The sequence below is a fragment of the Actinopolymorpha pittospori genome, assembly GCF_014873875.1.
Classification (GTDB): domain Bacteria; phylum Actinomycetota; class Actinomycetes; order Propionibacteriales; family Actinopolymorphaceae; genus Actinopolymorpha; species Actinopolymorpha pittospori.
Genome location: NZ_JADBEM010000001.1, coordinates 9,493,378 through 9,511,262, shown reverse-complemented (window position 1 = coordinate 9,511,262; position 17,885 = coordinate 9,493,378). Strand labels below are relative to the sequence as shown.

The window sequence follows — 17,885 nt, the reverse complement described above, 5'->3', positions numbered from 1 at the left end:
TCGGCTCGGCCGACCGGGTGAGCGGGTGCGACACGGCTGGACTCAGCGGACGGAGAGCTCGTGCCGGGTGGGCGGGGAAGGAGCGGGACGCGGCATTCTCCGGACTTGTCCCGCTCGGGCACGGCCCCCGGTCGTATCCACTCTCACCTGGGCGTTTACCAGTGACTGCCGTACCTTGACGGACGTCGCGAAGCGGCGATTGACTGGCAGCACGCCGTGGGCCCACGGCGATCTGAAGTACGAGGGCCGCGCGCCCTCCGCTTGGCGTCGCTCGGACCCGCGGGTGGGGAGATCTCGACGCGTGCGGAGGCGAGCTTCATGTTCTTCCTTGGGCTGATCCTCTTCGTGGCGGCGGCCGTGGTCGGTGTCGTCGGAACGGCGGCCAACCAGGGCGCCGACGCGACGCTGGCCAGCAACTTCACGCTCTTCGGCTGGCCGGTGCCGATGTCGTCCGGCTGGGTGTTCTTCTGGGGCGTCATCACGGGACTCGTCGGCATGTTGGGCCTGGCGATGATGGCGAGGGCCGCGTACCGAGCCAGGGCCCACCGGCGCGAGCTGCGGCACACCCGTCGCGAGGCGGACGAGCTGCGCAAGCGGGAGGCCCAGCGCATGGAGCGGCTCGAGGGCGAGCGCTCCGGGTCCGCGAAGCCCGGGACTTCGGGCGAGGTCCCGGGGCAGCGGGCCGAGGCGGAGCACCCGACCGGTTTCCGGGACCGCCTGGGCCTACGACATCGGACGCACAAGTAGCGCGGCGCCGCGCGCCCGGTCGTCCGTAGGCGTCCGGGCGCCGCATGGCGGCCCGGCCGACTCCGCGCGGGTCAGCCGCTCGGAGGGGTGCTCGCGTCGTCGCGGCGTACCAGCTCGACCATCGAGCGGAACGCGCCCGCCATCTCCTGGCCGGAAGGTGCGTGTTCGGGGTCGAGGATCCACTGCAGCATCAGGCCGTCGAGCAGAGCCATGTGGAACGAGCCGACGGCGCGCGCCTCCGCACCGTCGACTCCGGTGAACTCCCTGGAGGCCTCGACGTACTCCTGCCGGGAGCGCTCGTAGTAGCTCGCCAACTGGGCCCGCAACCGGTCGGAGTGTGAGGCCTGGGCGAAGGCCTCGACGTACTCCTGCCGGGAGCGCTCGTAGTAGCTCGCCAACTGGGCCCGCAACCGGTCGGAGTGTGAGGCCTGGGCGAAGGCCTCGAAGTTGGCGATCATCAGCGGGCGCAGCCGGTCGAACGACTCGATCATCCACACCCACAGCGCCTCCATCTGTTCGAGCGCGCCCTTGCCGCTGACGGCGTTGGTGCGCGCGACGTGGACGAGCTCCTCGCCCCACTCGTCGAACGCGGAGATCAGCGCCTCCGTCAGCAGCGCCTCCTTGGAACCGAAGTGGTAGCCGATCGAGGCCAGGTTGGTGCCAGATGCCGCCACCAGGTCGCGGGCGGTGGTGTGTGCGTATCCGCGCTCGTACAGGCACTTCCGCGCCCCGGCGAGCAGGTCCTCTCGATGTCCCACGGGGGAAGCCTACCCAAGCCGCTATACGAACGTCCTATACGAGCGTTTAATACGTGCGTATAGTTCGGCTCATGACTGACACGGCAAAGGCCGGTCGGAAGGAATGGCTCGGCCTCGCCGTGCTGGTCCTCCCGTGCCTGCTCGTCTCGATGGACATGTCCGTACTGAACTTCGCGTTGCCCTTCCTCAGCGCCGACCTGCGGCCGAGCAGCGCCCAGATGTTGTGGATCATGGACATCTACGGGTTCCTGCTGGCCGGCATGCTGCTCACGATGGGCACGCTCGGCGACCGGTTCGGCCGTCGCCGGTTGCTCCTGGTCGGCGCGGGGGCATTCGGCATCGCGTCGGTCCTCGCGGCGTACTCCACCAGCGCCGAGATGCTCATCGCGACCCGCGCGCTGCTGGGTGTCGCGGGCGCGACCCTGGGGCCGTCGACACTCTCGCTGATCCGCAACATGTTCCACGACCCGGGGCAACGTCGCACGGCGATCGCCGTCTGGACCGCCGGCTTCTCCGGTGGCGCCATGCTCGGCCCGCTCGTCGGTGGGGCGATGCTCGAGCACTTCTGGTGGGGATCGGCGTTCCTGGTCAACGTGCCCTTCATGGTGCTGCTGCTGGTGCTGGGGCCGGTCCTGCTGCCGGAGTTCCGGAGCCGGGGCGTGGGTCGCCTCGACCTCGCGAGCGTCGTCCTCTCCCTGGTCGCGGTGCTCGCGATGGTCTACGGCGTGAAGCGGATCGCGGAGGACGGCCTGGGGGTCGTTCCGGTGCTGTCGGTCCTCGCCGGCGCCCTGCTCGGACTGGTGTTCCTGCGTCGGCAGCGCACCCTGCCCGATCCGATGCTCGACGTCCGGCTGTTCCGCAACCGCCCCTTCAGTACGTCGATCGCGGCGAGCACGCTCACGATGTTCGCGATGGTGGGCTTCCTGCTGTTCAGCACGCAGTACCTCCAGTTGGTGCTCGGCATGGGGCCGTTCGAGGCGGCGATGTGGAACCTCCCGGTGGTCGCGGTGATGCCGGTCGGCGCGCTGCTGGCGGTGGCGCTCCTGCGCAGGCTCCGTCCGGGCTACGTCGTGGGCGGCGGCCTGGTGCTCGTGTCCGCGGGCTTCGCGGTGATGACCCAGATCCGGGTCGACTCCCCACTCGCCGTTCTGCTGCTGGGGTTTGCCGTGATGGTGCTCGGGATCAGCGCCGTCCTCGCACTGGCGTCCGACATGGTGGTCAGTGCCGCCCCGGCCGCGCGTGCGGGTTCGGCGTCCGCGCTGTCCGAGGCGAGCAGCGAACTCGGTGCCGCGGTGGGCATCGCCATCCTGGGCAGCATCGGAGCCGCGGTCTACCGGGCCGAGGTCGCCGCCGTCACGGCCAGTGGGGTGCCCCGCGAAGCCGCAGAGGCGGCTCGCGAGACCCTCCCCGGAGCGGTCGAGGTCGCGAGCCAGCTACCCGAACGGATCGGAACGGCGCTGCTCGGTTCGGCGCAGGAGGCGTTCACGCAGGGCATGGCACTGTCGGCGATCGTGGGCACGGTCGTGATGGCCGCCACCGCCCTCGCGGTCACACTGCTGCTGCGGCGCACGCCGAGCGAACCGGCGTCTCCGCAGGGCGACGGCGCCGTCGGCACGGTCGAGCGCGTCGGCTGACCGGCCGGTGTACCAGGTCGTGTCCTAGCTCTCCGCGGCCGCCGTGTCCGGGCTCGGGTCCGGCACGGTGGCCGCCGCGCCGGCCGCCGTGGCGGAGATGACCGCGAGGTTGTTGACGAGCCGGTCCCGGGCGCGTTCGAGATGGTCGACGAGGAGACGGGCGGCCGTCTCCTCCTCACCCGACGCGATCGCGTCGACGATGGCGCCGTGCTCGGTGGCGATGGTCTTCGCGGTCAGGAGCCGGTGCGCCTGCACCTGCGCCATGCACAGATGTGCCTCACCCATCACCGAGGTGTGCATACGACTCACCCGCGGGCTGTTCAGGGCCGCCACCAACGCGACGTGGAAGTCGATGTCGGCTTCGACGATGCCGGTGAGCGACCGGTCCTTGGCCGCGATCTGGAACCGCCGGTGCGCGTCGCAGGCCGGCTCGGGGACGGTGCTCGCCCGCGCCAGCGCCGCGACGGCCTCGCGTTCGAGGAACATCCGGCTGAAGTACAGGTCGGCGATGTCGTCCGCGTCGAGTTGGGGAACCCGGGCGGTCTTGTTGGCTCCTCGCCGCAACAGGCCTTCGTGCGTGAGGCGTTCGATCGCGGCCTTGGCGGTCGGCCGGGCGACGTTGGCCCCGGTCGCGACGGTCTGTTCGGTCAGCGCCGCGCCGGCAGGGATCTCGCCGGTCAGGATCCGGTCGCGCAGGGCGTGCGTGACAGCGTCGACCAGTGAGCGTGTCTCCAACTGAAGATCCATGGGACCGTCCTCCTGGTACTCGGACGCTGGGATGCCGCGGCGGATGTGCGAGGACACGTTCGACCTCGCGCCACGGCACGCGGAGACGGTAGCCGACAGCGGATCAGCGGACGCCGCCGACGCGTCCAGAATACGGATGCACGTTCAGCATGACTCGTTCACCAACCGTCGTTCACACCCTTCGTTCGCACGCTCCCGTTCACCACCCGAGGTCCTCGACCCACGCGGTGGTCGGGCCCTCGGGCGACGCGGGAACGAACTCTCCCGCGACCAACCCCTGGTACCCGTTGGCGTACAACGTGTCGATCGCCTCGCGCAGCGGGAGGTCGCCCGTGCCCGGCTCGTGCCTGCCGGGCGCGTCGGCGATCTGGCAGTGCGCGACCCGCTTCGCCCACTGGGCGGCGCTCTCCACGATGTCGAAGCCGTTGCGTGCCAGGTGGTAGAGGTCCAGGAGCGGCGCGACGTTGCCGTGCGTGCTCAGCGCGTTCGCCCGGTCGGCGACCGCGGCGCAGTGCTCGAGGCTGGTGAGCGGGTACGCACCGTTCTCACCCTGCGCGAGGCACTCGATCAGGACCACGCCGTCGAGCGCGGCCAACCGGTCGGCCGCACCCGCGATCGCCTGGTCGGCCGTCTCGGCCTGCTGCTGTTCGCTCCAGCGCTCGTCGCGGTGACCGTAGAGGCAGTTGAAGAGCCGGCATCCGGTCGCCTCCGCGATGGCGAGGACCGCGTCGAGGTTGGCGGTGAGTTCTCCGGCCCGCTCGGGGTTCGAGGCGACTCCGCGTTCACCGGCCGGCATGTCGCCCGCGAAGAGGTTGAGCCCACGCAGCCGGGTGCCGGCATCGTCCAACGCCGCGACGAGGCTGCTCACCTCGCCCTCGCCGGGCGTGGGGGAGTCGAACGGCCACCACAACTCCACCTGCTCGAACCCGAGTCGCCGAGCTGCCTCGAACCGCTCCAGGAGCGGGAGGGCTCGGAGGGTGATCGAGACGTTCAGGACCGGCCGGGACGTCCGCATCGGCGCTCTCCTTCGGGTACGCGAGCCACTTGTGCACATGTCTGACTAGATTGCTTGACAGGCAAGTTATCCGGCTGAAACAGTCATGTCCACGCCTCCGCCGCGGCCAGTTCGCGACGTCAGGAGACGCCAGGGTCGATCTCGTTCCGCAAGGCTGCTGCATCCCTTCAGGAGGAGGCAACAGGTGGACTCGACGCCGAGCTCCATCGGATGGGTACCGGACCCACCCGCGTGCTCGCCCTTCCAGCCCTCGGCCGTGTCCTGATGCGGCCGCGGCGACGACTTTCGACCTCGCGCACAACGTTGATGGCTTGAGCATCCGACGGCCTTCCTCCCCCGTGACGGGGAAGGGGCCGACCCCGAGACGGAGGCGCTCCCCATGCCCTTGAACGAGATCGCAGCCAGCCTGTACGCGTGGGACCTGGCCGACGAAGGTGTCGACCGGTGCCTGGACAACCTCGAGGCGCTGGCCGGGGTCAACTCGGCGTACCTCGTCGGCCTCATGCACAAGGAGAAGCGGCCGCTGCACGCCCGCTTCTACCCGCACAACCCGGTCCGGAAGTACTACACGCCCGAGGACAGTCGCGCCTACTGGATCCCGCGGCCAGAGGCCTATCCCGGCCGGATCAAGCCGATGACCTCCAGCCGCGAGTTCCTCGCCGGCACCGACTGGCTGGACACCCTGGTCGAGTCGGCCCGGTCGCGTGGAATGAAGACCGGCTGCGAGATCTCGCACACGATCCTCGACGCCCAGGTGGCTCGGGAGCAGTACGCGGACGTCCTGCAGCGCGACGTGTTCGGCAACTCGGTCGGAACCTTCGAGGCCGTCGAGGCCCAGCGGGCCCTGCCCTGTCTGAACAACCCCGACGTCCAGGAGTACCTCGTCGGCCTGGTGACCGACCTCGCGGCCAACCACGACATCGACTTCATCCAGTCCTGTCTGGTGATGTTCGGCTCGGGCTTCCGGTCCAGCAACACCGTGAGCGCCAGCAGCAAACCGGCGGGCTGGACCGCGGTGATGGCCGTCGCGACCGGCGGCTGCTTCTGCGCCGCCTGCGAGGCGAAGGCGCGCGCCCAGGGACTCGACTGGGAGGAGGTCCTGCGGCAGAGCAGGCATCTCGCGATGGTCTCGACCGGCCGGGACCTCGAGGAGGCGCACGAGGGCACCCTGCTGCGGGAGAGCAACTACAGCGAGACCGAGCTGTTGTTGGAGAACGACGCCTTCGCCGCGTGGCTGCTGTTCCGGCGTCGCTCCATCGACGACCTCTTCCGCGTCATCTCCGAGGCCATCCACGCCGCCCGTCCCGAGGTGGACTTCCGCTACAACACCTACATGTCGCAGCCGGAGCTCGCCGGACTCAACTTCCGGTCGGCCTTTGAGTACGTCGACTCCGTGCGCGAGTCCGACTACTCCGACCAGCTCGGCACCCCTGAGGGCGTGGCGGTCAAACGAGCGAAGCTGATGAAGGCCCGCCGTGCCCTCGGCTATGACAAGCCACTGTTGGCGGCGCTCGGCGTCCGCCCGAACGCGACGCCGGAGACGCTGCGCGCCAGCGTCAAGGCGGCCGTCGACGCGGGCTGCGACGGCCTGTCACTCGGACACTACGACGGCGCGACGATGGAACGCCTGCGGGCCGTGGCCACCGGAATGCGCGAGTGGGAGGCGCTGGAGGAGGACTGGATCCACAAGCCGGGCGAGAAGGCGACGACATGAGCGCACCCACCGCCACGGCCAGGTCCCAGCGCCTGACCGCCATCGACACCCGCACCCGGAAGGCCGCCGCATGACCATCGTCGAGTCCGCCACCCTCACCGAGTTCGAGTTCGACGTACCAGGATCCGGCCGCGCCCTGCGGAAGTTCGCGGTCCAGCTGCGCACAGACGACGGCCACGAGGGCAGCTACGTCGCGTTGTGGAGCGCACCGCCGCTCGCCGTTCCGCAGACCCTCGCCGGACTGCGGATGGTGGTCGGACAGGACTACCGCGACCGCGAGCGGCTCTGGGACGCGGTCAACCGCGCGCACGCCAAGCACGACCGGATCGGCTACGGCGCCGTCGACATCGCGTTGTGGGACATCGCCGGCAAGGCCGCCGGAGCACCGATCTGGGCGCTGCTCGGCCGGCACCGGGAACGCCTCCCCGCCTACGTCAGCACCGTGGGCGGCACCAAGGGGCGTGGCTCGCTGGGTTCGCCGGCCGCCTACGCCGACTACGCCGAGTACTGCGTCAGGCTCGGCGTCCGGGCCTACAAGTTCCACGGGTTCGGCACCGGACTGGTCAAGGACGAGATCGACGTGATGTGCGCCGTCGGTGAACGCCTGGCCGGCCGGGCCGACGTCATGACCGACCCCGGCAAGGGCCTGCCCACGCTCGCGGACGCGCTCAAGCTGGGCCGGGTCTGCGACGAGGTGGGCGCGTACTGGTGGGAGGACCCGCTGCGCGGCGACGCGCCGACCGCCCACAAGATCCTGCGCGAACGTGTCAAGACGCCCTTGCTCATTACGGAGTTCGTGCGGGGGCTGGAGTTGCGGATGTCGCTCGCGTTGACCGGCGGCACCGACATGCTGCGAGCCGACCCCGAACTCGACATGGGCATCACCGGGGTGATCAAGACCGCCCGCGCGGCCGAGTCGCTCGGTATCGACGTCGAGGTGCACGCGGCCGGTCCGGCCCAACGCCACTGCATGGCGGCGATCCGGAACACCAACTACTACGAGCTCGGCCTGCTCGATCCCGAACTCGGCAACCCGGTCATGCCGCCGGTCTACGGCGACGGCTACACCGAGGACCTCGGCGCGGTCGGCGTGGACGGATGCGTGTCGGTGCCCTCGGGGCCGGGACTTGGGGTCAGCTACGACTGGGAGTGGATCAAGGGACACGCGGTCGCCACCCACGAGATCGCACGTTGATGGCGGTCGGATCGGGCCACCCGGCGGACGCCTTGTCGTCGCGGACGGTCGTCATCGCTCCGGACAAGTTCAAGCACTCCCTCACCGCGTTGGAGGTGTCGCGGGCGCTGGCCCGCGGCATCCACGACGTTCGACCCGACGCGCCGATCGACGTCGCGCCGATCGCCGACGGAGGTGACGGCACGGTCGACGCGGCGATCGCCGCCGGGTTCGAGCCGCTGCCGGTCACCGTCGTCAACGCGATCGGTACGCCGGTCGACAGCGTTGTCGCGCGCCGTGGCCGGCAGGCCGTGGTCGAACTCGCCAACACCTGCGGCATGTCCACGCTGCCTGGTGCCGCCCTGCATCCGATGACGGCCCACACCGTCGGGGTCGGCCAGGCGATCGCCGCCGCGCTCGACCACGGCTGCGACGACATCGTGCTGGGACTGGGCGGCAGCGCGTCCACGGATGCGGGTACGGGACTGCTGGTCGGCCTCGGCGCGCGCCTGCTCGACCGGGACGGCCTCCCCGTCGAGCCCGGAGCCGCTGGGCTCGGACGGATCGTGGCGGTCGACCTGGACGGGCTGCACCCTGGTCTGCGCGACGCCCGGATCAGGATCGCGGCGGACGTCACCTGCCCGCTGCTCGGTCCGGAGGGCAGCGTCGCGGTCTTCGGACCGCAGAAGGGCCTCACCGGCGAGGCGGCCGACCAGGTCGAGCGGGAGATCGACGAGTTCGCCGCGCTCGTCCAGGAGTTGTCGGGAAGGGACATCCGTACTCTGCGCGGCGGCGGGGCGGCCGGGGGAGTCGCGGCGACGGCCTACGGTCTGCTGGACGCGGAGATCATCGAGGGGGCGGCGTTCGTGCTCGACATCCTGGGGTTCGAACGCCATCTCGGTGGTGCCCGTGTCGTCGTCACCGGCGAGGGTCGCTGCGACGACCAGACCCTGCACGGCAAGGCACCCGCGGCGATCGCGCACCTCGCCCGCCGATCCGGCGTACCGGTGTTCCTGGTCGCGGGAGAGATCGCCATGAGCGAGGAGGGCCGGGAGAAGCTCGGTGTCCAGCGGACCTGGTCCCTGATGGAGGCAGCCGGCGGGGACCGTGCGGTTGCCCTCGCCGAGGCCGAACGGCTCCTCGCCGAGGTCGGCCGCCAGATCGGCGCCACCCTTTGAGTAGGCGCGGGCCTGGAGGCCGTACAGCTCGGCGTCGAGGCCACCGGCGTGGCGGAGGTCGGGGAGCTGTCGCTGCTACCTGTGGCGCCAGAGCTTGAGCCGACGAAGCCGAAGAAGAAAAAGGGTTGGGGCGCGGAGACTTGCCGCGCCGGTGGTCGAGCGGTTGTGCAGTCGCCGACTCTCGGGTGCTTCACGTGTGGCAAGGCGTTGCATCTTCACTAAAAGCTGGCCCCTGCCGGAACCGCCCGCCTAGCGCCCGCGGGCGAGCCGCAGGGGCCCAACCAACTTACTTGTCGCCGACTCCACCGATGATGCTGTGCTCCGGCATCGGGCAGTACCCGGTCCAACCGCCCCCAGGCGTGCCCGTCACCCCTCCGCAGCCCTGTAGCCACTCCGGTATGTCGCCCGACTTGAACGCGACTGTCGCCCCGGCCGCCCCCGCGCCGACCACGATGATCGCCGCCGCGATCAGGATCCTCTTCCTCATAGTTCTCACCTCCTTTCGTCGACCGGCCCCCGGCGGGCTGTTCGGCCCCCCACCGCAGGGCTTCCTCTCTTGTGTCCCGTTCAGTTCGCGACCTGTGCGCGCCGGATTGCCAGGTCGCCTTTCCCTGCCGCCATGGCTTCGTGGACCTTGGTTTCGATCAGGGTCGGCTTGTGAGGGTGGTCCTCATCGCCGAACGTGCTGGGGAATGTTGCCATGGCGCTGTCCTCTCAGTGGGGTTCATCCCGCCGTCTGCGGGGGTCATCAGGGTCAACAGGCTGAGCTGGCCCCTCTAGAGCGGAGGAAATCTCGCTGAGTCTCTGGCCGACTATCTCTAGGCACGCACCGACGTGCATAAGCCCGTAGGCGATCGACTTCTCGTAGTCGCCAGCCTCGGCCGCAATCCGGGACTGCACCCAGTCCGGCTCGGTCTCGGGTCCGTACTTGGGGGGAGTAGGCCCGTCGTAGTCACCTATCGGCATGGTCGTCCTCTCAGAACGCGGGGTACCCCCGCCCCTTGGACTGGCTGTCTTCTCAGAGTGCTTGCAGATAGCGGTCGGGGTGCTGGAGGAACGCAGCGAGATCCACTTGTTCGTCGAGCGCGTCCCCGGTGATCAGCTTGTCTTCGGCTGGCTGTGCCTGCGCCCATTCGATGACCGCGCGTAGGTCGTCGTCGGCGAACTCGGCGAGGCCGGTGTAGATGTCGAACCACACCGCGTACCAGATGGGGCGGCTGGAATCGAGCATGATACGCAGGTAGCCGGTCCCTGGGTCCGGTGCCCGATTGACGGCAGTCAGCTCCATCGGGATCTCATCCGCGCTGCCCCCGACCGTCTTGACGACGCGGGCGGCGGGTTGGCGAGCCGCCCACTCCAGCACGCCGAGGCGGTGCATAAGGGGACGTGGGCAACCGAGGACGGGAGCTACACGAACAGATCCTTCAGGCACTGGGGCGTCGTCGTCTTCGTCGATGTCGCCGTACCACTCCGCCGACCATCTGCGCGTCAGCATGAAGGACGGCAGCTCCAGCCTGCCCACGGGACCGATGTCCCGCAGCCAGACTGGCTCGCTCGACATGACTACGACGGAGCCGGTGCCGGGGGGCGGTACCGGGACGGGCTGGAACGTGTCCTGCCACACATAGTCCGGCGGGTGGCCGTACGCCTCCGCTGGAAGCCTTCGCACCTTCTCGGCGCGCCGGGCGGCGTCCGCCCGACGACGCGCGAGAGCACTCCATTCAGTCATGTCTCGTGTCCTCTCGGTCGAATTGACAATAGGACGTGCCCCACCCCGCCAAGGCGAAGTGAGGGCATGTCATGTCAAGCAACTAGCTAGTGCTCCAGCCAGCGTCCATCGGATCGGTAGGCGTCGACTCCACGCTCATGTACTTGAGGAGGTCGTTTGTCTGCTGCACCTTGATCCCTTTGGCCCAGGTCCACCACCTTCCGGGGTACTTGGGGCCATGCCAGGACCAGTTGTGGACGGTGAACCCGTAACTCACGTTGGCGGAACCCGCGTAGATGTTGTAGCCGTTCAGCGGCCCCCAGATGAACCGGACGTTCCTTGCCCGGGTCTCTGGCCCAACGACGTCGTAGGTGGCACCGCCGCTCACCGGCCGTCCCCCTCCATGTAGTTGGTACGTCTGACGGGCCGCACTATGAGGTGATCATCGACGAAGCGGTCATTCGTAGACCCACAGCCCCACTGGAGGTGCTGGCGGCTCAGTACCGCGTCCTGGCCGAGGCCGGTGACCACATAATCGTTCGCGTTCTTCCTGCGGACGCGACGATCGAGGCGTTCACGGTGCCGAAGAGCAGCTTCTCGCTCTACACGTACCATGATCCACAGGACGGCACGATCGCCAGCGTTGACACGTTGATTGACGACACCGTCGTCACGAACGTAAGTGACGTACGCAGGCTGGAATTGTATGACAGGATTCGCGAGGCGGCGGTCTCGCCGCAAGCGAGCGCCGACCTGTTGAGCGAAGCCGCTGACAACATGATGGAAAGGATCATGTCGTGAAGAGCATTAGGGCCGAGGTTACCAACTGGCGCAAGGCCAGCTACAGCTCTTCCGGCGGAAACTGCGTCGAGGTCGGAGCATCGACTACCCACATCGGCGTGCGTGACACCAAGGATCGGGACGGCGGGATGCTGACGGTCTCCCCGGCCGCCTGGGGGTCGTTCCTCGACAGCATCAAGGCCGGCGAGTTCGACCTGCATTAACCCACCCAAGCTCCTGCCCGCACTGATCGGCCCCCCGTAAGCTTCCGGCGGGGGGCCGCCTTGCGTCTACCGGCAGCGGTCGATGTCGTGGGAGGTCGGCTAGGGGTGGGCCTGCCGCGTGGCCCTGACCTTTTCCGGGTCTGCTCGAACGCGCTCAGCGCCACGCCGTAGCGGGTCAGAGCGTCCCGGATCCCGGGCGCGGTGCTGTTCGTCGGTGCCGGAGGTGTTGAGGATGGTCCGGACCACCTCGTTCGCGGTGCGCTGAAGTTCGACGTTGCGTTGCGCACTCATCATGAGTGGGCCGGGAGGTCCCTTCATACCGACCCACGGTGCGAGGGTGAACACGAATAGCGCGATCGCGACAATGAACGCAACGTCGAATTGCACACATTTCCGCGCGCATCCAGTTATCGGTTTGTTCTCGACCTTCCACGCGCCGTACACGGTGACGAGTGTTCCTACAGCGGTGACGCACCCTAGCGGCCGTTGTCTTCATCCGGCGAGGTGGTCAGGAGAAAGTGTGCGGCAGACCAAGGAAGGAACGAGTCTTGTTGTCGGGCCGAGCAGGCCAGTTTTCATATCTCGCAGAAGCGATCTGGGTCCTACGAACCCTGCCTGGCCGGTCTCATCCCGCGACCGGGGTGGTCCCCGGGCGGGTCGTGCCATGGATGGACGCGCGCGCGGTCTCCGGAATCGACAGGATCGGGCCGATCGACACCACCGCGGCCAGCATCAGGTAGAAGGCGGGCACGAACTCGTTGCCCGTCGCCGAGATCAGGTAGGTGTTCAGGAAGGGCGCGGTCCCGCCGAACAGCGAGGTCGACAGGTTGTAGCCGATCGCGAAACCGCCATACCGGTGCTGGGTCGGGAGGATCGCGGGCAGCGTGGACGGCTCCGTCCCGAGATAGAGGACGAGGAAGAGCCCGAGCATCAGCATGCCCGGGACGGTGTAGGCGAGGTTTCCCCGCGAGATGAGCCAGAAGGCGGGATAGGAGAACGCCACGAAGCAGATCGCCGAGGCGAGGAGCACGGGTTTACGCCCGACCCGGTCGGAGAGCGCACCCACGAACGGAATGACCGCCAACATCACGAGCATGACGCCGACGAGGATGAGCAGGGCGACCGAGGAACTGATGTCGAGCACGTCGGACAGATAGCTCGGCATGTACGTCAGCAACGTGTAGTCGGCGACGTTCAGCAGGATCACGACACCGATGAGGGACAGGATCGGTCGCCAGTTCCGCGAAATGCTCTCCCGTAGCGGCGCCCGCGAGACGTTGCCGGTCTCCTGCAACTCCCGGAAGACCGGAGTGTCCTCGAGCTTCAACCGCAGGTAGAGCCCGACCAGTCCCAACGGCAGCGCGACGAGGAACGGGATCCGCCAACCCCAGGACTGCATGTCCGCGTGCGGGAGGGCGAAGGTGAGCGCGGTGAGAAACCCCGCCCCGAGGATGTACCCGCTGAGCGTGCCGAACTCCAGGAAGCTGCTCAGGAACCCACGCCGGCGGTCCGGTGCGTACTCCGCCATGAAGGTCGCGGCGCCGCCGTACTCACCGCCGGTGGAGAAGCCCTGCACCAGACGGGCGAGGACCAGCAGGATCGGTGCCCAGACGCCGACCTGGTCATAGGACGGCAGCACCCCGATCGCGAAGGTCGAGCATGCCATCAGGATGATCGTGGTCGCGAGTACCCGCTGCCGACCGATGCGGTCACCCAACGGGCCGAAGAACAACCCGCCGAACGGGCGGATCACGAACGAGACGGCGAGCACGCCGAACGAGGACAGCAACGCGGCCGTCGTACTCTGCGACGGAAAGAAGACCTCGCCGATGATCGCCGCGGCGTAGCCGTAGACCCCGTAGTCGTACCACTCCATCAGGTTTCCGATGGCGGACGCCCCGATGGCGCGGCGCAGCGTGGCGGGTTCGGTCTCGGGTTTCCGGTTCGACGCCATGACTGACCACCCCTCCCGGCCACCATCCTCTGGGCGTGGTCCACGTTCCGTACGACAGATGAGGCACGCTCTGGGTCCCGCAGGTTTGGTTCTACCCAGAACTCGCCCGTAGCCGTGGGAGGGAGGGGGTCCGGATCGCCGCGACCGACCTCCCGTGGGCGAGCCCGGCCCCAGGGAGGGGGAGTGGCGCGGTCAGCCGCGGAAGGCGACGTGCAGGGCGGACGCCCACAGGATGAGCGCGGCGGTGAGGCCGACGACCGCGCGCGTGGCCTCGGTGCTCCCGCCCGCGGCGAGGATCACGAACCCCACCACCGCGACGACGCACAACAGGATGCCGGTCCAGCGGTACTGCGGCTGGTCGAAGAGTCGCGCCAGCGGGAGGAAGTGGGCGCCGACGACCAGGCACACGACGGGTGGGATGAGCATCGGCACGCCCAGCCGGGCGCAGCCGAAGATGGTCACCAGGACCAGAACCACCTCGACGAGGTTGACCTGGCCGACCCGGCGACGCCATCCGTCCGGCAGGTCGCGCGGGCGGGTGCCCGCCGTCCCCTGGGGACGTAGGCCGAGGGCGAGAGCGACGACGGTCACGAGTACGGCGACAGCCCCGACCAGGATTTGCGTCGGACCGGTGAAGGGCAGTCCGGAGATGCCGGCGGCGGCCCACACCAGTGCGAACAGGGCGAGGATGAGAACACCTCGCCGGCGTAGAACCTGGCCGAAATTCTGGTTGACCTTCTCCTCGAGCACCGGCGAAGTCTGCCGGTACCGGACACCGTCCCCGGCACCGGCACGGCGGCCAGGCCCGGTCGGTCACCCGACCGGGCCGGCCACGTCACGGATGGTCAGAGCGGTACGTCACTGCTGGAACTCACCCGGGCCGAGGATCTCCCAGTCAGTCCGCTCGGGGTCGCTGATATTCCGGTAGGGGACCGAGAAGCTGATCACCTTGCTGTCCGCGCGGCTGATGCCCCACAGGGTCGGCTTGGCGCCGGAGCGGTCCCAGGCGATGCCCTGGCCCTGGATCTCGGGGAGTTCGACCGTGGCCACCCATTCGAGTTCGGCGCCGGCGGCGGGGACCTTCATGACGTAGGCCTCGCCGAGGTCGTGGCCGGTGAGGTAGAGGCGACCGTCCGGGCCCCAGGAGCCGCCGGAGTTGCTCATCGGCTTGAACCGGTCGAGGATCTGCGTGGGGATCGTCCAGGACTCCACCGCCTGGAAGTCGTTGTCCATCTTCACGACCTGGGTGTTGTAGGTCTCGCCGTAGGGCTCGCTCTCGCCGTCCGGGACCACGTCGTAGTTGGCGAAGCCGGCCCACCACGCGCCGTCGTGCCGGTCCAGCCAGGTCAGCGAACCGCGGTAGATCCCGAAGCTGTGCGTGCCGACGTGCCGCATCGTCTCGGTGTCGAACACCTCGATGGAGCTTTCCATCGGCGACTCGTCGTAGTTGGAGTGGGCGACGTAGAGCTTGTTGCCGACCACCGCGCCGCTGTCCATGTGGATGATCGGACCGTCCGAGGCCCCGGCGAACTGCAGCAGGGGCTTGCCCGTGGCCTTGTCGTGCTTGGTGATGGTCCGGTTGTTGACGGCGTAGAAGTACTTCTTGTCCACCGCGATGGCCTGGTTGGCGTCGAAGGCGTCGAAGGACGCGACCACCGTGCCGTCGAGCACGGGCGGCACGGCCGCGGCGGAGCGGACGATCTGGGTGCCGACGGCCTGGGTGCCGACGGCCTGGGTGCCAACGGCCTGGGTGCCGACGTGGGCGGCGGCCCGGGTGGGTGCGGCCGCGGAGGCGGCGCCGGGAATCGCGGTGAGAGCCACCGCCCCGGCCGCGGCGGTCGCCGCGAGCGCGACGAGGAGTCGGGTTCCTGGCTTGGTGCGCACGAGCATTCGATACTCCCGTTCGAGAACGACATCGGAGGACGATCGGACGACCTGGGAATGCCTGCGTGAGCGGCGACAGTCGTTCGCACCGGTTTCGGGGCGAGGACGGCGACAGCTCACGGCGCGAACTCGACGCAGTGTCCCGATCAGTGCGATCCGCGTCCGGAACGTCTCTCGACCAGCGGGTGAATCGTTCGTGGCCTCATCGCGGCGGGACCGGCTCCAGCCAGCCCTCCACCACGAGGTGGGGGCCGTAGCGGTCCAGCAGGAACTCGGTCTGCTCGGGTCCGGCCACGACGACCCAGAGCAGCACCTGGCCGCCGGCCTGACCCGAGCCGAGGATCGCGATGCCGTGGTCGGCGAGCTCAGCGTCGGCGTGAAGTCGCTCCCGGATCGCAGCCAGGTCGACGTCTGAAGGAGCGGCCTCGATGGTGCGCGCAGCGCCAGGGCCGGCGGGGACGGAGCCGGTCCGTCTGCGCACCGGAGGGGTCGCGTACGCGCGCCTCTGGACGAGCGTGGGGGGTTGGGTGAGGACGAGGCGCCCGCCGTCGTAGCGGCCGGTCAGCCGGAGCGTCGGGGTGAAGACCGTGCCGCCGCGATGGATCGCCGCGCCGGGCACCGTGCGCGGATCCAGCCCGACCACCTCGACGCCGGAGCAGCCGGCCGGTGGGTCGGACGTGAGGACCGTGTGACAGGCGGTCGGAGGTCGCGGCGGCCGTTCGAGCACGCGAGCGCGGACGGTCCACAGCTGTTCCGACGTACCCCCGTGATCCGTCATCAGGGCAGTCTAGGGCGGCCGACACCGCGACGATCAAATGATCTTCGCGGCCGTCCCCGGCCGCCAGGCGAGGCCGTCCTCGATCCGGGTGCGCATGCTGGGGTGGATGTCGAGATCCGCGAGCCGGTCGAGGGCCACCCAGCGGACGGCCCTGGTCTCCGATGGTTGCGGGCGTGGCGAACCACCCACGGGATCGGCGCGGAAGCAGAGGCTGAACTGCTGGCGCACCTCCCCGTCGTCGTAGCGCATGACGTGCCGGGGATCGGTGTAGACGCCGACCAGGCCCTGGACCTCGATGTCGATGCCGGTCTCCTCGCTGGTCTCACGCACTGCGGCCTGGATGCTCGACTCGCCCAGCTCGATCGCTCCGCCGGGCAGGGCCCAGCGGTCGTTGTCGACCCGGTGGATCAGCAGAAGGGTGTCGTCTCGGACCACGACCGCCGTCACCGACGGGACGAGGCTGTTCGGGGCCGGTGCGTTCGGGTCGTCCCAGAAGTCGACGCGACCCATGTCGCCCTCCCTCGCTCGTGCCTGTCTCAGCGGGCTCATCGGTTCGAGGGTCTCTCACCTGCCGTCGAGTCTGCCGGAGGCCTCGCCGAACACCCAGGGGCTGGACTTGGCGATGAAGTCACCCGGGAAGCCGACGGTGAAGTCGGTCGCCGCCTCGAGGCGGGCACGGGCGTCGTGGGTGAGGACGACGTCGAGGGCGCCCAGGCCGTCCTTGAGCTGTTCTGCCGTACGCGCGCCCAGGATCGGATGCACCGCGCGCGACGCTGCCCTGGTCCAGGCGATCGCGACCTGGGCGGGTGTCGCACCGACCTCGTCGGCGACCTCCCGCAGGGCCAGGGTGACCGCATGCCCGTCGGTCGGGGCACCGGTCGCGCCTTCGAGCCGGCCGGACAGGCGACCGTGGGCGAGCGGCCCCCAGGCGGCCACCGTCATCCCGAACGCCTCCGCCATCGGCAACAGCTCGCGTTCGATGTCGCGGGCGAGGAGGTTGTACGGAACCTGCAGACCGACGAACGGCGCCCATCCGCGCCATTCGGCGAGGGTGTTGGCGCGGGAGACGACCCAGGCCGGCGCGTCGGAGATGCCGACGTAGAGGACCTTCCCGGCGCGGACGACGTCATCGAGTGCGCGCATCGTCTCCTCCAGCGGCGTGTGGCGGTCCCACATGTGGACCCAGTACACGTCGACGTAGTCCGTCCGGAGTCGGCGCAGGCTGGCCTCGAGCGCGTGGACGAGGCTCTTTCGATGGTTGCCCGCGGCGTTCGGGTCGGTGCTGTCGCGCGAGATCGTGTACTTCGTCGCGAGGACGAACCGCTCGCGACGACGTTCGAGGAGCTCGCCGAGGATGGTCTCGCTTCGACCGTCGCCGTAGGCGTTGGCGGTGTCGACGACGTTGCCGCCCGCGTCGTCGTACAGATCGACGATGCGGCGACACTCCTCCGGGGGCGACCCACCCTCCGGCGTGCCGAACTTCATCGCTCCGAGGAACAGCTCGGACACCCGTAGACCCGTCTGGCCCATCAGCCGATAGCGCACTCGTCGTCCTTCACGTTTCTGTCCCGCCCTCGGTCCGGGTACGGC

Annotated in this window: 21 protein-coding genes; 7 read left to right on the top strand and 14 right to left on the bottom strand. The window is 69.1% G+C overall.

The genetic code is table 11. The annotated features are described in order from the left end of the window. Window positions 1–318: 318 nt before the first annotated feature. Complete coding sequence (locus HEB94_RS44030; RefSeq protein ID WP_192755344.1) at window positions 319–747, top strand: hypothetical protein; 429 nt, start codon at window positions 319–321, stop codon at window positions 745–747. Window positions 748–818: 71 nt separating this feature from the next. On the opposite strand, the gene HEB94_RS44025 is transcribed toward HEB94_RS44030, so the two are convergent. Then, a complete protein-coding gene (locus tag HEB94_RS44025) occupies window positions 819–1,505 on the bottom strand; it encodes a TetR family transcriptional regulator (protein ID WP_192755343.1) in 687 nt (228 codons plus the stop codon). 71 nt (window positions 1,506–1,576) lie between these two features. On the opposite strand from HEB94_RS44025, the gene HEB94_RS44020 reads away from it, so the two are divergent. Then, window positions 1,577–3,139, top strand: coding sequence for an MFS transporter (locus HEB94_RS44020; RefSeq protein WP_192755342.1), 1,563 nt, complete (start codon window positions 1,577–1,579; stop codon window positions 3,137–3,139). A 24-nt stretch (window positions 3,140–3,163) separates the two neighbouring features. Here HEB94_RS44020 and HEB94_RS44015 read toward each other — a convergent pair whose 3' ends face one another. Together HEB94_RS44015 and HEB94_RS44010 are read right to left on the bottom strand one after the other, a co-directional pair. Further along, on the bottom strand, window positions 3,164–3,886 hold the full coding sequence (locus HEB94_RS44015; protein WP_192755341.1) for a GntR family transcriptional regulator: 723 nt from the start codon (window positions 3,884–3,886) through the stop codon (window positions 3,164–3,166). Between the two features lie 199 nt (window positions 3,887–4,085). Beyond that, entirely contained in the window at window positions 4,086–4,901 is an 816-nt protein-coding gene (locus tag HEB94_RS44010; RefSeq protein WP_192755340.1) for a hydroxypyruvate isomerase family protein, read from the bottom strand. Window positions 4,902–5,280: 379 nt separating this feature from the next. On the opposite strand from HEB94_RS44010, the gene HEB94_RS44005 reads away from it, so the two are divergent. The 3 genes from HEB94_RS44005 (at window position 5,281) to HEB94_RS43995 (ending at window position 8,967) form a co-directional block, all read left to right on the top strand. Then, the gene (locus HEB94_RS44005; protein ID WP_192755339.1) at window positions 5,281–6,615 is read left to right on the top strand and encodes an alpha-galactosidase; all 1,335 of its coding nucleotides are present in this window, start codon (window positions 5,281–5,283) and stop codon (window positions 6,613–6,615) included. A 70-nt stretch (window positions 6,616–6,685) separates the two neighbouring features. Beyond that, complete coding sequence (locus tag HEB94_RS44000; RefSeq protein ID WP_192755338.1) at window positions 6,686–7,810, top strand: enolase C-terminal domain-like protein; 1,125 nt, start codon at window positions 6,686–6,688, stop codon at window positions 7,808–7,810. Further along, the gene (locus HEB94_RS43995) at window positions 7,810–8,967 is read left to right on the top strand and encodes a glycerate kinase (protein ID WP_192755337.1); all 1,158 of its coding nucleotides are present in this window, start codon (window positions 7,810–7,812) and stop codon (window positions 8,965–8,967) included. The genes HEB94_RS44000 and HEB94_RS43995 overlap by 1 nt, the downstream gene beginning before the upstream one ends. A 286-nt stretch (window positions 8,968–9,253) precedes the next feature. Here HEB94_RS43995 and HEB94_RS43990 read toward each other — a convergent pair whose 3' ends face one another. From HEB94_RS43990 to HEB94_RS43980, 4 genes are all read right to left on the bottom strand, one after another. Further along, window positions 9,254–9,454, bottom strand: coding sequence for a hypothetical protein (locus HEB94_RS43990; RefSeq protein ID WP_192755336.1), 201 nt, complete (start codon window positions 9,452–9,454; stop codon window positions 9,254–9,256). A gap of 80 nt (window positions 9,455–9,534) precedes the next feature. Next, window positions 9,535–9,669 (bottom strand): hypothetical protein, encoded by a 135-nt coding sequence (locus HEB94_RS53060; protein WP_273377332.1) that lies wholly within the window; start codon window positions 9,667–9,669, stop codon window positions 9,535–9,537. Window positions 9,670–9,985: 316 nt separating this feature from the next. After that, window positions 9,986–10,696, bottom strand: coding sequence for a hypothetical protein (locus HEB94_RS43985; protein ID WP_192755335.1), 711 nt, complete (start codon window positions 10,694–10,696; stop codon window positions 9,986–9,988). A gap of 82 nt (window positions 10,697–10,778) precedes the next feature. After that, window positions 10,779–11,063, bottom strand: coding sequence for a hypothetical protein (locus HEB94_RS43980; RefSeq protein ID WP_192755334.1), 285 nt, complete (start codon window positions 11,061–11,063; stop codon window positions 10,779–10,781). On the opposite strand from HEB94_RS43980, the gene HEB94_RS43975 reads away from it, so the two are divergent. After that, window positions 11,015–11,476, top strand: coding sequence for a Scr1 family TA system antitoxin-like transcriptional regulator (locus HEB94_RS43975; protein WP_238361782.1), 462 nt, complete (start codon window positions 11,015–11,017; stop codon window positions 11,474–11,476). The two genes, HEB94_RS43980 and HEB94_RS43975, sit on opposite strands and share 49 nt — an antisense overlap. Then, a complete protein-coding gene (locus HEB94_RS43970) occupies window positions 11,473–11,679 on the top strand; it encodes a DUF397 domain-containing protein (protein ID WP_337918390.1) in 207 nt (68 codons plus the stop codon). Before HEB94_RS43975 ends, HEB94_RS43970 begins: the two co-directional genes overlap by 4 nt. Window positions 11,680–11,778: 99 nt before the next feature. On the opposite strand, the gene HEB94_RS43965 is transcribed toward HEB94_RS43970, so the two are convergent. The 7 genes from HEB94_RS43965 to HEB94_RS43935 form a co-directional block, all read right to left on the bottom strand. After that, window positions 11,779–12,066 carry a hypothetical protein gene (locus HEB94_RS43965; RefSeq protein WP_192755332.1) on the bottom strand — a complete coding sequence of 96 codons (288 nt, stop codon included), beginning with the start codon at window positions 12,064–12,066 and terminating at the stop codon, window positions 11,779–11,781. Between the two features lie 238 nt (window positions 12,067–12,304). Further along, window positions 12,305–13,633, bottom strand: a complete 1,329-nt coding sequence (locus HEB94_RS43960; RefSeq protein WP_192755331.1) for an MFS transporter — start codon at window positions 13,631–13,633, stop codon at window positions 12,305–12,307. A 192-nt stretch (window positions 13,634–13,825) separates the two neighbouring features. Next, on the bottom strand, window positions 13,826–14,383 hold the full coding sequence (locus HEB94_RS43955; RefSeq protein ID WP_192755330.1) for a hypothetical protein: 558 nt from the start codon (window positions 14,381–14,383) through the stop codon (window positions 13,826–13,828). Between the two features lie 108 nt (window positions 14,384–14,491). After that, a complete protein-coding gene (locus tag HEB94_RS43950; RefSeq protein WP_202896863.1) occupies window positions 14,492–15,517 on the bottom strand; it encodes a YncE family protein in 1,026 nt (341 codons plus the stop codon). A 202-nt stretch (window positions 15,518–15,719) separates the two neighbouring features. Beyond that, window positions 15,720–16,295: a hypothetical protein gene (locus HEB94_RS43945; protein WP_192755329.1), complete on the bottom strand. Its 576-nt coding sequence runs from the start codon at window positions 16,293–16,295 to the stop codon at window positions 15,720–15,722. A 33-nt stretch (window positions 16,296–16,328) separates the two neighbouring features. After that, window positions 16,329–16,805: an NUDIX domain-containing protein gene (locus HEB94_RS43940; RefSeq protein ID WP_192755328.1), complete on the bottom strand. Its 477-nt coding sequence runs from the start codon at window positions 16,803–16,805 to the stop codon at window positions 16,329–16,331. A 54-nt stretch (window positions 16,806–16,859) separates the two neighbouring features. Beyond that, window positions 16,860–17,840, bottom strand: a complete 981-nt coding sequence (locus tag HEB94_RS43935) for an aldo/keto reductase (protein ID WP_192755327.1) — start codon at window positions 17,838–17,840, stop codon at window positions 16,860–16,862. Window positions 17,841–17,885: the final 45 nt, after the last annotated feature.

Excerpts from the sequence above, each read along its gene's own strand:
- HEB94_RS44030 (WP_192755344.1), top strand. The coding sequence starts at position 319 with ATGTTCTTCCTTGGGCTGATCCTCTTCGTGGCGGCGGCCGTGGTCGGT.
- HEB94_RS44020 (WP_192755342.1), top strand. The coding sequence starts at position 1,577 with ATGACTGACACGGCAAAGGCCGGTCGGAAGGAATGGCTCGGCCTCGCC.
- HEB94_RS44015 (WP_192755341.1), bottom strand. The coding sequence starts at position 3,886 with ATGGATCTTCAGTTGGAGACACGCTCACTGGTCGACGCTGTCACGCAC.
- HEB94_RS44010 (WP_192755340.1), bottom strand. The coding sequence starts at position 4,901 with ATGCGGACGTCCCGGCCGGTCCTGAACGTCTCGATCACCCTCCGAGCC.
- HEB94_RS44005 (WP_192755339.1), top strand. The coding sequence starts at position 5,281 with ATGCCCTTGAACGAGATCGCAGCCAGCCTGTACGCGTGGGACCTGGCC.
- HEB94_RS44000 (WP_192755338.1), top strand. The coding sequence starts at position 6,686 with ATGACCATCGTCGAGTCCGCCACCCTCACCGAGTTCGAGTTCGACGTA.
- HEB94_RS43995 (WP_192755337.1), top strand. The coding sequence starts at position 7,810 with ATGGCGGTCGGATCGGGCCACCCGGCGGACGCCTTGTCGTCGCGGACG.
- HEB94_RS43990 (WP_192755336.1), bottom strand. The coding sequence starts at position 9,454 with ATGAGGAAGAGGATCCTGATCGCGGCGGCGATCATCGTGGTCGGCGCG.
- HEB94_RS53060 (WP_273377332.1), bottom strand. The coding sequence starts at position 9,669 with ATGGCAACATTCCCCAGCACGTTCGGCGATGAGGACCACCCTCACAAG.
- HEB94_RS43985 (WP_192755335.1), bottom strand. The coding sequence starts at position 10,696 with ATGACTGAATGGAGTGCTCTCGCGCGTCGTCGGGCGGACGCCGCCCGG.
- HEB94_RS43960 (WP_192755331.1), bottom strand. The coding sequence starts at position 13,633 with ATGGCGTCGAACCGGAAACCCGAGACCGAACCCGCCACGCTGCGCCGC.
- HEB94_RS43945 (WP_192755329.1), bottom strand. The coding sequence starts at position 16,295 with ATGACGGATCACGGGGGTACGTCGGAACAGCTGTGGACCGTCCGCGCT.
- HEB94_RS43940 (WP_192755328.1), bottom strand. The coding sequence starts at position 16,805 with ATGGGTCGCGTCGACTTCTGGGACGACCCGAACGCACCGGCCCCGAAC.